Annotated in this window: 8 protein-coding genes; 2 read left to right on the forward strand and 6 right to left on the reverse strand. The window is 71.0% G+C overall.

Translation table 11 applies throughout. The features are described from left to right. Nucleotides 1-861 (forward strand): elongation factor 1-alpha C-terminal domain-related protein (locus FPZ41_RS39780; RefSeq protein WP_152868871.1); only part of this gene is annotated, 861 nt, incomplete at its 5' end. Between the two features lie 26 nt (nucleotides 862-887). Here the strand turns inward: FPZ41_RS39780 and FPZ41_RS39785 are convergent. Both FPZ41_RS39785 and FPZ41_RS39790 read right to left on the reverse strand, forming a co-directional pair. Continuing rightward, nucleotides 888-3155: a bifunctional salicylyl-CoA 5-hydroxylase/oxidoreductase gene (locus tag FPZ41_RS39785; protein ID WP_152868873.1), complete on the reverse strand. Its 2268-nt coding sequence runs from the start codon at nucleotides 3153-3155 to the stop codon at nucleotides 888-890. 4 nt (nucleotides 3156-3159) lie between these two features. Beyond that, nucleotides 3160-3987, reverse strand: coding sequence for an enoyl-CoA hydratase family protein (locus FPZ41_RS39790; protein WP_152868875.1), 828 nt, complete (start codon nucleotides 3985-3987; stop codon nucleotides 3160-3162). Nucleotides 3988-4317: 330 nt separating this feature from the next. Here FPZ41_RS39790 and FPZ41_RS39795 point away from each other — a divergent pair, with 330 nt between their 5' ends. Beyond that, nucleotides 4318-4767: an ATP-binding protein gene (locus FPZ41_RS39795; RefSeq protein WP_152868877.1), complete on the forward strand. Its 450-nt coding sequence runs from the start codon at nucleotides 4318-4320 to the stop codon at nucleotides 4765-4767. 17 nt (nucleotides 4768-4784) lie between these two features. On the opposite strand, the gene argF is transcribed toward FPZ41_RS39795, so the two are convergent. The 4 genes from argF to FPZ41_RS39820 form a co-directional block, all read right to left on the reverse strand. After that, entirely contained in the window at nucleotides 4785-5795 is a 1011-nt protein-coding gene (argF, locus tag FPZ41_RS39800) for an ornithine carbamoyltransferase (RefSeq protein ID WP_152868880.1), read from the reverse strand. Nucleotides 5796-5929: 134 nt separating this feature from the next. Next, nucleotides 5930-7159, reverse strand: a complete 1230-nt coding sequence (locus FPZ41_RS39805; protein ID WP_152868882.1) for an arginine deiminase — start codon at nucleotides 7157-7159, stop codon at nucleotides 5930-5932. 286 nt (nucleotides 7160-7445) lie between these two features. Further along, nucleotides 7446-10043 carry a polynucleotide kinase-phosphatase gene (locus tag FPZ41_RS39815; protein ID WP_152868886.1) on the reverse strand — a complete coding sequence of 866 codons (2598 nt, stop codon included), beginning with the start codon at nucleotides 10041-10043 and terminating at the stop codon, nucleotides 7446-7448. Continuing rightward, entirely contained in the window at nucleotides 10040-11524 is a 1485-nt protein-coding gene (locus tag FPZ41_RS39820) for a 3' terminal RNA ribose 2'-O-methyltransferase Hen1 (protein WP_322621329.1), read from the reverse strand. The genes FPZ41_RS39815 and FPZ41_RS39820 overlap by 4 nt, the downstream gene beginning before the upstream one ends. Nucleotides 11525-12104: the final 580 nt, after the last annotated feature.

A 12104-nucleotide genomic window follows, 5' to 3' on the forward strand; every position in this document is an offset into this window, starting at 1 on the left:
GACGCCCGCAACGGCGTCGTCGAACAGACCCGCCGCCACGCCGCCATCGCCGCACTCCTGCGCGTCCCGCACGTGGTCCTGGCCGTCAACAAGATGGACCTCGTCGCGTACGAGGAGCAGGTGTTCGACCGCATCGTCCAGGACTTCGCGGCTTACGCCGAGGAGCTGGGCCTGCCCGGCTTCACTCCGATCCCGGTGTCGGCGCTCGTCGGTGACAACGTGGTGGAGCCGTCGGCGCACATGGACTGGTACGCGGGTCCGGCTCTGCTGGAGTTCCTGGAGAACGTCCCGGTGGGCGCGGAGAGCGCCGACGCCCCGGCGCGCTTCCCCGTCCAGTATGTGATCCGGCACGACGAAGTCAGGTACTACGCGGGCCAGTTGGTGTCCGGCTCGCTGCGGGTGGGCGACCGGGTGACGGTCCAGCCGTCGGGCGAGGCCTCGGAGATCACCGGCATCGACGTGCTCGGCACCGACGTGGAGACGGCGTACGCCCCGCAGTCGATCACCGTGCGCCTGGCCGACCAGCGGGACGTCTCGCGCGGCGACATGCTCACGGCCGGCACGGACGCGCCCACGCTGACGCAGGATGTGCGGGCCGCCGCCTGCCACCTGGCCGAACGGCCGCTGCGGGTCGGCGACCGGGTGCTGGTCCGGCACACCACGCGGACCATGAAGGCGATCGTGAAGGACCTGGGCGGCGCGACCGAACTGTCCGCGAACGACCTGGGCCGGATCACCCTGCGCACGGCCGAGCCGCTGGCGCTGGACGACTACGCGGACGTACGCCGCACGGGCTCGTTCATCCTGGTCGACCCGGCGGACGGCTCGACGCTGACGGCGGGGATGGCCGACCTGTCGTAGATCTTTCAGCTGCCTCGTGGACGCCCTCAACTCCCCAGCGTCAGCCGGGGTTTGGGGGCGTCCGCGCGTCCCGTCCGCGGTGGCCTGCTGCCGGCGCGGTAGGGCGCGGGCCAGCTCACCCCCGGGCCCTGGTAGCCCTGCTCGGCGGCGGCGTGGAGCGTCCAGTTCGGGTCGTAGAGGTGGGGGCGGGCCAGGGCGCACAGGTCCGTACGCCCGGCGAGAATCAGGGAGTTGACGTCGTCCCAGGAGGAGATCGCACCCACGGTGATCACCGGGACGCCCACCTCATGGCGGATACGGTCGGCGAACGGCGTCTGGTACGAGCGGCCGAACTCGGGGTGTTCGTCCGCGACCACCTGCCCGGTGGACACGTCGACGGCGTCGGCGCCGTGCGCGGCGAAGGCCCGCGCGATCTCCACGGCGTCCTCGGCGGTCGTGCCGCCGTCGGCCCAGTCGGTGGCGGAGATACGGACGGTCATGGGCCGTTCCTCCGGCCACACCGACCGCACCGCGTCGAACACCTCCAGCGGGAAGCGGAGCCTGTGGTCGAGGGAGCCGCCGTAGCGGTCGGTGCGGCGGTTGGTCAGGGGCGAGAGGAAGCCAGAGAGCAAGTAGCCGTGAGCGCAGTGGAGTTCGAGCAGATCGAATCCGCAGCGGGCGGCACGCCAGGCGGCCCCCGAGAACTCCTCCCGGATGTCGGTGAGTTGAGCACGTGTCAGCTCACGTGGGGTCTGGTTCCGCGGTGTGTACGGGAGCGGGGAGGCGGCCACGAGCGACCAGTTGCCGTCCTCCAGGGGCTCGTCGATGCCCTCCCACATCAGTTTGGTCGAGCCCTTGCGGCCGGAGTGGCCGAGCTGGACACCGATGGCGGTGCCCGGTGCCTGTGCGTGCACGAACCGCACGACACGGCGCCAGGCCTCGGCCTGCCGGGGCGACCACAGCCCGGCGCATCCCGGGGTGATCCGTCCCTGCGGGCTCACGCACACCATCTCGGTCATCACGAGACCGGCCCCGCCGAGGGCCCGGGCTCCGAGGTGGACGAGGTGGAAGTCGCCGGGCACGCCGTCCACCGCCGAGTACATGTCCATGGGGGAGACGACGACGCGGTTGCGCAGGGTGAGGCCGCGCAGCCGGAACGGGGTGAACATGGGAGGTGTGCCGGGCGGGCAGCCGAACGCGCGCTCCACGTTCCCGGTGAAGTGGGGGTCGCGCAGCCGGAGGTTGTCGTGGGTGACGCGGCGGCTGCGGGTGAGCAGGTTGAAGGCGAACTGGCGGGAGGGCTGGCCGAGGTAGAGCCCGAGGTTCTCGAACCACTCCAGGCTGGCCCGTGCCGCACGCTGGGTGGAGGCGACGACGGGGCGCCGCTCGGCCTCGTAGGCGGTGAGGGCGTCGGCCAGGGAGGGCTGTTCCTCCAGGCAGGCGGCGAGGGTGAGGGCGTCCTCGACGGCGAGCTTGGTGCCGGAGCCGATGGAGAAGTGCGCGGTGTGCGCGGCGTCGCCCAGCAGGACGAGGTTGCCGTGCGACCAGTGCTCGTTGACGACGGTGCGGAAGGTGGTCCATGTGGACTTGTTGGACCTGAGCGGGCGTCCGCCGAGCGCGTCCGCGAAGATCTTCGCGCAGCGCTCGACCGACTCCTGCTCGTCCGCCTCCGCGAACCCGGCCGCGCGCCACACCTCCTCGCGCATCTCGACGATGACGGTGGAGGCGTCGGCCGCATAGGGGTAGCCGTGGAGTTGCATCACGCCGTGCTCGGTCTCGGCGATCACGAAGCGGAAGGAGTCGAAGGCGAAGTCGGCGGCGAGCCAGAGGTAGCGGCAGCGGTGTTCGGTGACGGAGGGCCGGAAGGCTTCCGCGTATGCCTCGCGGGTGGCGCTGTGGATGCCGTCGGCGGCGATGACCAGGTCGTACGTCTCCGCGAGCCTGGCCGGGGAGGGCGCCTCGGACTGGAAGCGCAGTTCGACGCCGAGCGAGTGACAGCGCTCGTGCAGGATCTCCAGGAGCCGCTTCCGGCCGAGCGCGGCGAAGCCGTGGCCGCCGGAGGTGTGCCGTATGCCCCGGTGAACGATGTCGATGTCGTCCCAGCGCACGAACTCGGCCTTCATCGCCTCGTGGACGGCCGGGTCGGCGTGCTCGATCCCGCCGAGTGTCTCGTCGGAGAGGACCACGCCGAAGCCGAAGGTGTCGTCGGGTGCGTTGCGCTCGCAGACGTTGATCTCGCGGGACGGGTCGAGGCGTTTCAGCAGTGCCGCCGCGTACAGGCCTCCGGGACCGCCGCCGATGACCGCGACCCTCATGCCGTCACCGCCCACGCCACTTCGGCGGGCGCTTCTCGGTGAACGCGGCGTGGAACTCCGCGTAGTCCTCGCCGTTCATCAGCAGGGCCTGGGTCGAGGCGTCCAGTTCGACGGAGGCGGCGAGTGGCATGTCGAGCTCGGCGGTCAGCAGCGCCTTCGTCTGGGCGTACGCGAGGGCCGGGCCCTCGGCCAGGCGGCGGGCCAGCGTGCGGGCGGCCTCGTCGGCGCTGCCCTCTTCGGTCAGCTCGCTGATCAGCCCGATCCGCTCGGCCTCGGGCGCCCGTACCGGTTCGCCGAGCATCAGCAGCCGGGTCGCATGCCCGAGCCCGACGACGCGGGGCAGCAGGTACGCGGCGCCCATGTCGCCGCCGGACAGCCCCACGCGTGTGAACAGGAAGGCGAAACGGGCCGTGGGATCCGCCACCCGGAAGTCGGCGGCCAGCGCCAGCACGGCGCCGGCGCCCGCGGCCACCCCGTGGATGGCGGCGATCACCGGGAACGGGCACTCCCGTACGGCGCGCACGACCTGCCCGGTCATCCGGTTGAAGTCGAGGAGCTGGGCCGTGTCCATGGCCAGGGTCGCGCCGATGATCTCGTCGACATCGCCGCCGGAGCAGAAGCCGCGCCCCTCCCCGGCCAGTACCAGGGCACGCACCGACCTCTCGCGGGACAGCTCGGCGAGCAGATCGCGCAGGTCGGCGTAGGCGCCGAAGGTGAGCGCGTTGAGTTTCTCGGGGCGGGCGAGGGTGATCGTGGCGACGCCGTCGTCGACCGTGCACCGCAGATGGTGCCAGTCGGAGGTGCGGGCGACGGAGCCGGTGAAGGGACTCATGAGGGGCGGCCTCCTCCGACGGGAACGGGCCTACGCCTTCGAAGTTATCACCGATGTGTGACTGTCGTCAGGATGTCGCGATACCCCGGAACGATGCCGCGATGCCCCCGGATGATGCCGCGACACCCCGGAACTGGGTGCAGATCCTCCGCAATTCGGTCACGAATCCTCGACAGGCCGGTAACGGTGGGCGTACTCGGGAGAGCCGGCGCGTTGACGGGGGTGGGCCGCCTGTCAAACGGGGCCGACGGCCCCGTACGGCGCCCGACGAGGGACGCTGCCGGAGCGCGCCGTACCATGCACCAGGTTGAAAGCAGGACTTCCTGCTCCATGAACGGACCCGCCTTGTACGAACGCCCTGTTCCCGCCTCGTGGCGCATCGCGCTGCCGCACACCGTCGCGGCCGTGCCCGTCGCCCGCGCGCTCGTCCGCACGGCGCTGGCCGAGCTGGAACACGCGGCAGACAGCGACACCGCGGAGCTGCTCACCGCGGAGCTGGTCGCGAACGCCGTGGAGCACGCGGCGGGGAACGGGCCGATAGAGCTGGTCGTGGAGCTGCTGCCGACCGGCTGCCAGGTCGAGGTGCACGATCCGGACCCGGCGCCGCCGGGCGATCTCACCCACCCGTACCGTGCCATGCCCGACCCCTGGCAGGAGCACGGGCGCGGACTGCTCCTCATCCGCACCCTCAGCGCGTCCTGCGGCCACCGCCCCACCGACTCGGGCAAGGCGGTGTGGTTCCGCCTGCCGGTGACGCCCCACCGGCGTCGGCCGGTCTGACGGGCCACCGGAGCGGGCTAGCGGGCGAGTGTCGCCACGAGGACCGCTTTGATCGTGTGGAGGCGGTTCTCCGCCTCGTCGAAGACGACGGAGTGGGACGACTCGAAGACCTCGTCCGTGACCTCCAGGGACTCCAGGCCGTACGTCTCGTGGATCTCGCGGCCGACCTTGGTGCCGAGGTCGTGGAAGGCGGGGAGGCAGTGGAGGAACTTGACGTCGGGGTTCCCGGTCGCGCGGAGCACGTCCATGGTCACGGCGTACGGGGCGAGCGCGCCGATCCGCTCGCTCCACACCTCCTTGGGCTCCCCCATCGACACCCACACGTCGGTCGCCACGAAGTCCGCCTCCCGGACGCCCTCGGCGACGTCCTCGGTGAGCGTGATGCGGGCGCCGCTCACCTCGGCGAGTTTGCGCGCGTCACGGACGACGTCCTCGGCGGGCCAGTAGGCCTCGGGGGCGACGATCCGGACGTCCATGCCGAGGAGCGCCCCGGTGACCAGGTAGGAGTTGCCCATGTTGAAGCGGGCGTCGCCGAGGTAGGCGAACGCGATCTCCGTCAGGGGCTTGTCGCAGTGCTCGAGCATCGTCAGCACCTCGGCGAGCATCTGGGTGGGGTGCCAGTCGTCGGTGAGGCCGTTGTAGACGGGCACGCCCGCGTATGCGGCCAGCTCCTCCACTGCGGCCTGGCTGTCGCCGCGGAACTCGATGGCATCGAACATCCGGCCGAGCACCCGGGCGGTGTCCCGCACGGACTCCTTGTGGCCGATCTGTGAGCCGGACGGGTCGAGGTACGTCGTCGACGCCCCCTGGTCCGCGGCCGCGACCTCGAACGCGCACCGCGTACGCGTCGACGTCTTCTCGAAGATCAGCGCGATGTTCCGCCCCCGCAGGTACTGCACCTCGGTCCCGGCCTTCTTGGCCGCCTTGAGCTCGGCGGCCAGCTCGATCAGCCCACGGAACTCCACCTCGGTGAAGTCGAGCTCCTTGAGAAAGGGTCGGCCGGCGAGGGCGGTCGGGACGGTCGCCATGAGGGCTCCTGTGGTACGGGGGCTGGCTGCTCGAACAACGGACAGATTTGGAAGTCTATACGACAAGCCACATTTCTATACGGGGATGGGGCGTGCGCAACTCACCAGGGACGCGAGCCGGGGCGGCCACTCCCTCAGTCATCAACAGCCCCTCTCTCCACAGGACAGCTCATACACCGAGGCCCACCCCGCCCCCGTCCCAGCTCGCTCCCGGGAATCTCGATCACCTCGATCCCCTGCTTCCGCAGATGGGTGTTCGTCGTCGCGTTCCGTTCGTACGCCACGACCACCCCCGGCTCCACGGCGAGGACATTGCACCCGTCGTCCCACTGTTCCCGCTCAGCCGCGTGCACATCCTGCGTCGCGGTCAGCACCCGGATCTCGCTCAGCCCGAGCGCGGCGGCGATCGCACGGTGCATGTGCTCCGGCGGATGGTCCGTGACCTTGAGTTCCTTGTCACCGACGCCCGGTTCAATGGTGTACGAGCGGAGCATGCCGAGCCCCGCGTACTGCGTGAAGACGTCACCGTCGACCATGGTCATCACGGTGTCGAGGTGCATGAGGGCGCGCCGCTTGGGCATGTCGAGCGCCACGATCGTCTCCGCCGAACCCGCGGCGAACAGCTTGTGCGCGAGCATCTCGACGGCCTGGGGCGTCGTCCGCTCGCTCATACCGATGAGCACGGCACCGTTGCCGATGACGAGGACGTCCCCGCCCTCGATGGTGGACGGGTAGTCGGCCTGCCCCTCCGACCAGACGTGGAACGTCTCGCCACGGAAGAGAGGGTGGTGCCGGTAGATCGCCTCGAAGTGCACGGTCTCGCGCTGGCGCGCGGGCCAGCGCATGGCGTTGATGGAGACCCCGTCGTAGATCCAGGCGGAGGTGTCGCGTGTGAAGAGGTGGTTGGGGAGCGGGCCGAGGAGGAAGTCGTCGAGATCCATGACGTGGAAGCGCACGGAGGCCGGCTCCGCGTGCGCGTCCAGGAACTCCCGCTTGGTCATCCCGCCGACCAGGGCCTCGGCCAGCTCGGGTGTGGGCAGGGAGTCGAAGGCGGCCCGCAGATGGTCGGTGGCGAGCGGCCCGTACTCCTTCTCGTCGAAGACCCGGTCCAGGATGAGCGTCCGGGCCTGAGGGATCCCCAGGACGTCGGTGAGCAGGTCGCCGAAGAGGTGGACGGTGACCCCGCGGTCACGGAGCACGTCCGCGAACCCGTCATGTTCGGCGCGCGCCCGGCGCACCCACAGGACGTCGTCGAAGAGGAGGGCGTCCTTGTTGCTCGGGGTGAGCCTTTTGAGCTCTAGGTCCGGCCGGTGCAGGATGACGCGGCACAGCCGCCCGGCCTCGGAGTCGACGTGGAATCCCATGTCTCCATCCTGACCATTCGGGCGGGTGTTCACCCGCCCGAACGGCCGGATCGCGTCGTCACTCCACGCTCGGCGACCGGAGCCGGTCCCAGGGCCTGTCGTCACATTCCCGTCGTCGCCCGAAGGGCGGCCCCGCGGCGTCTGGTGCGTGCTCCCGGCGTGCCGGGCGGAAGTCCTCGTACTGGACGTACTTGGGCTTGCGCCCGGTGCGGCGGGAGTGCGTGCCGGGCGTCGCGGGGCAGGCGGGAATGTGACGACAGGCCCTGGCCGGCCCCGGAGGCACCCCTCACAGCCGTGGGTCCACCGGCTCCGACTCCAGCGCCAGCACCCCGAACACCGCCTCGTGCACGCGCCACAGCGGCTCGCCCTCCGCCAGCCGGTCCAGGGCCTCCAGGCCCAGCGCGTACTCACGGACGGCCAGGGACCGCTTGTGGCCCAGGAAGCGGTGGCGGAGGCGGGCCAGGTTGTCGGGGCGGGTGTACTCGGGGCCGTAGATGATCCGCAGGTACTCGCGGCCACGGCACTTGATGCCCGGCTGGACCAGACGCCCCTTCCCTCCCCCACTCTCGACTTCGCTCGAGCGGGGGGACCCCCATCGCACCACCGCCCCGGCGGGCTTGACCACCATGCCCTCGCCCCCGCGCCCGGTCATCTCCAGCCACCAGTCGATCCCGGCCCGCACGGACTCCGCGTCACCCGTGTCCACGAAGAGACGCCGGGTCGTCTGCAGCAGGCCGCTGCCGTCGTGCTCGACGAGACGGTCGATCAGGGAGAGCTGCTCGTCGTGGGGCAGGGCCGCGAGGCTCCGGCCCCGGACCGCGAGGATCTGGAAGGGCGCCAGACGCACGCCCTCCAGGCCCTCGGTCGGCCAGCAGTAGCGCCGGTAGGCCTTGGTGAACGCCGCCGCGTCCGCGGCCCGGTCACGCTGCCGTGACAGCAGGTCGCCCACGTCCACACCCCGCGCCGCCGCACCCTCCAGCGCGGCCAGCGCACCCGGGAACGCCGCCCCGGAGGCCGCGCCGACCGCCGCGTACTGCGCCCGCAGCAGCCCGGACGCCTTCAGCGACCACGGCATCAGTTCGGCGTCGAGCAGGAGCCAGTCCGTCTCCAGCTCGTCCCAGAGACCTGCCGCGTCCGCGGACCGCCGCACCCGGGCGAGGATCTCCTCCGTCATCGCCCCGTCGTCGAAGAAGGGGCGCCCGGTGCGCGTGTACAGCGAGCCCGTGGGGCCGCCGGTCACGCCGAAGCGGTCAGCCGCGGCCGCCGCGTCCCGGCACACCAGCGCCACCGCCCGCGAACCCATGTGCTTCTCCTCGCACACGACCCGCGCGACCCCGTCCGCCTCGTACTGCGCGAAGGCCTCGGCCGGGTGCTCCAGGTAGCCCTCGATGTGGGAGGTGGCCGTGGGGGCCATCGTCGGGGGCAGGTACGGAAGCAGGCGCGGGTCCACGGCGAAACGGCTCATGACCTCCAGGGCCGCCGCCGCGTTCTCCTCGCGGACCGCGATCCGTCCCGCGTGACGGGTCTCCACGGTCCTGCGGCCGTGCACGTCCGCCAGGTCCAGCGGTCGTCCCTCGTGCCCGCCGGGCGCCTCGGTGGCGAGCGGCTTCGTGGGCTCGTACCAGACGCGTTCGGCCGGTACGTCGACGAGCTCCCGCTCCGGCCAGCGCAGCGCGGTGAGTCTGCCGCCGAAGACGGCGCCCGTGTCGAGGCAGATGGTGTTGTTGAGCCAGGTGGCCTGTGGCACCGGTGTGTGGCCGTACACCACCGCGGCGCGGCCCCGGTAGTCCTCCGCCCACGGGTAGCGCACCGGCAGGCCGAACTCGTCGGTCTCGCCGGTCGTGTCGCCGTACAGGGCGTGCGAGCGTACCCGGCCCGAGGTACGGCCGTGGTACTTCTCGGGCAGGCCCGCGTGGCAGACGACCAGTCGGCCGCCGTCGAGGACGTAGTGGCTGACCAGGCCGTCGACGAACTCCCGTACCCGCGTGCGGAACGCGTCGTCCTCCTTCTCCAGCTGCTCGACGGTCTCGGCGAGTCCGTGTGTGTGCTGGACCTTGCGGCCCTTGAGCCAGCGGCCCAGCTTGTTCTCGTGGTTGCCGGGTACGCAGAGGGCGTCGCCCGACGCGACCATGGACATCACGCGCCGCAGCACACCCGGGGTGTCCGGGCCGCGGTCGACGAGGTCGCCGACGAAGACCGCCGTCCGGCCGTCCGGGTGCGCCCCGTCGACGTAGCCCAACTTCCCGAGGAGTGCCTCCAGTTCGGACGAGCAGCCGTGGATGTCGCCGATGATGTCGAACGGGCCGGTGAGGTGGGTGAGGTCGTTGAAGCGCTTCTCGGTGACGACGGTCGCGTTCTCCACCGCCTCCACGCCCCGCAGGACGTGCACCTTGCGGAAGCCCTCGCGCTCCAGATGCCGCAGGGAGCGGCGGAGTTCGCGGGTGTGGCGCTGGATCACCCTGCGCGGCATGTCCGCCCGGTCGGTGCGGCCCGCGTTGCGCTCGGCGCACACCTCCTCGGGGACGTCGAGGACGATCGCGATGGGCAGCACGTCGTACTTCTTGGCGAGGTCGACGAGCTGACGGCGGCTCTCCTGCTGCACGCTCGTGGCGTCGACGACCGTGCGCCGGCCGGCCGCGAGCCGCTTGCCGGCGATGTAGTGGAGTACGTCGAACGCGTCCCGGCTGGCGCTCTGGTCGTTCTCGTCGTCGGCGACGAGGCCGCGGCAGAAGTCCGACGAGATCACCTCGGTCGTCTTGAAGTGCCTGCGGGCGAAGGTCGACTTGCCGGACCCGGACGCGCCGATCAGCACCACGAGAGAGAGGTCGGTGACGGGCAGGGTGCGCCCCTGCACCGCCTCGGTCCGCTCCTGGTTCTGCGTCATGCCGCCTTCACCTCCTTCTCGTTCGTGGTCCTCGTGGTGGCGGTGTTCAGGGCGAACACGGCCATCTGGGTGGGTGGGCCCACCTCGGGGTCGTCGGGGCCGACGGGCACGAACTCCACGCCGTACCCGTGCCGTTCGGCCACCGCGTCCGCCCACGCGCGGAACTCCGCGCGCGTCCACTCGAAGCGGTGGTCGCCGTGCCGGACGTGCCCGGCCGGGAGGCTCTCCCAGCGGACGTTGTACTCGACGTTCGGCGTGGTCACGAGCACGGTGCGGGGCCGTGCGGAGCCGAACACCGCGTACTCCAGGGCGGGCAGCCGCGGGAGGTCGAGGTGCTCGACGACCTCGCTGAGCACGGCGGCGTCGTATCCCGTCAGCCGCTTGTCGGTGTACGCGAGCGAGCCCTGGAAGAGCGTGACGCGCGAGGCCTGGCGCTCCCCCATGCGGTCCAGCTTCAGCCGGCGCGAGGCGATGGTGAGGGCGCGCACCGACACGTCGACGCCGACGATCTCGGTGAACCGCGGGTCCTTGAGCAGTGCCTGCACCAACTGGCCCTGCCCGCAGCCGAGATCGAGCACGCGCCCGGCCCCGGCGGACCGCAGCGCCTCGATGATCGCGTCCCTGCGCTGCACGGCGAGCGGAGTCGGCTTCTCCTCCGTCTCGCTCTCCCCCTCGACCGCGTTGTCGATCTCCTCGACCTCGCTGTCGTCCGTCTCGGCCAGGCGTACGAGCTCCAGCCGCTCCATGGCCTCGCGCGTCAGCGACCAGCGGCGCGCGAGATAACGGCTGGTGATCAGCTTGTGCTCCGGGTGGTCCGGCAGCCAGCCCTCACCGGCCCGCAGCAGCTTGTCCACCTCGTCGGGCGCCACCCAGTAGTGCTTGGCGTCGTCGAGGACAGGGAGGAGTACGTACAGGTGGCGAAGGGCCTCGGCCAGGGTCCGCTCCTCCGACTCCAGCACGAGGCGTACGTACCGGGAGTCGCCCCACTCGGGGAACTCGGAGTCCAGCGGCACGGCGTCCACGGTCACCGCCCAGCCGAGCGGCTCGAAGAGCTTGACGACCAGGTCGGGGCCACCGCGGGCGGGCAGCGCGGGTATCTCGACGCGCAACGGGCGGACGGCACCCGGGAGTTCGGGCCGGGCGCGGCAGGTGCCCTTCATCGCACTGGAGAACACGGCGCTCAGTGCGACGGCGAGCAGGGAGGAGGCCGCGTAGGGGCGGTCGTTCACATACTGCGCGAGCGCCGCGTCGGGGGCGCCGCCCCGGCCCTTGCCCTTGCCACGCCGGACCAGCGCCACGGCATCGACCTCCAGCAGCAGCGCGGCCGTGCAGCGCTCGGCGCTCGCCTCGGGGTAGAGGACGTGGGCCGTGCCGTAGGAGGTGGAGAACGCCTGCGCGTTGTCGGGATGCTTGTGCAGCAGGAAACCGAGATCGGTCGCCGGGCGCTCCGGTGTGCCGGTGGTACTGATCGTCAGGAACACTGTGGTTACCCCTCGAAACCCTTCTGAGCTGCGAATCCTCGTCGCACCGTGGAGCGCGACGCACATCGGGTGCAATTGTGGCGGTACGCCGATGGGTCCCGGAGAGGGAAGGATGCGCATATGTGCTCACGACGCGTGGCCCTTCTCGTGTCGTAGCAGCCCTGCGCTACGGATCGCCGGCCACGGGAGCGCCTCGTCTTCGGCGCGCTCGAACAACGTACAGCGAACGACCACGGATACTCTCAAGGTTTTCCGCTCGCTCATGCTCGCCCGGCTCGTGGCACCAGAGCGGACTCCGGCAGTCCGGGCGGCACAGGAATTCCGTAGAGCTCCTCGAACGAGGCCGGAGCGTTTTCCCGGTCCACTTCACAGACCAGGTAGCCATAGGGGTTGCGTACTGCTGGCGATTGACTGTGCACGGGCGTGTTCTGGTGCGCATGAGCGAGTGTCTGGGCTGTGCCCATATGCGGGCCGTGGAAGAGAACAGGGGTTTCTCTGTCGAATGTGTGACCTTTGCCGGTGGTGGTCGTTGGGCGCGGTGAGGGGTTCTTCGGCTGGCGCGGCGGCGGGGGTGAGGGAT

Origin of the sequence: Streptomyces acidicola (genome assembly GCF_009377235.1) — a bacterium.
Lineage (GTDB): Bacteria > Actinomycetota > Actinomycetes > Streptomycetales > Streptomycetaceae > Streptomyces > Streptomyces acidicola.

Bases quoted from the DNA above. Each gene is read 5' to 3' on its own strand.
- FPZ41_RS39805 (WP_152868882.1), bottom strand. From the start codon at position 7,159: ATGGGATTCCACGTCGACTCCGAGGCCGGGCGGCTGTGCCGCGTCATC.
- FPZ41_RS39795 (WP_152868877.1), top strand. From the start codon at position 4,318: ATGAACGGACCCGCCTTGTACGAACGCCCTGTTCCCGCCTCGTGGCGC.
- FPZ41_RS39785 (WP_152868873.1), bottom strand. From the start codon at position 3,155: ATGAGGGTCGCGGTCATCGGCGGCGGTCCCGGAGGCCTGTACGCGGCG.
- argF (WP_152868880.1), bottom strand. From the start codon at position 5,795: ATGGCGACCGTCCCGACCGCCCTCGCCGGCCGACCCTTTCTCAAGGAG.
- FPZ41_RS39790 (WP_152868875.1), bottom strand. From the start codon at position 3,987: ATGAGTCCCTTCACCGGCTCCGTCGCCCGCACCTCCGACTGGCACCAT.
- FPZ41_RS39815 (WP_152868886.1), bottom strand. From the start codon at position 10,043: ATGACGCAGAACCAGGAGCGGACCGAGGCGGTGCAGGGGCGCACCCTG.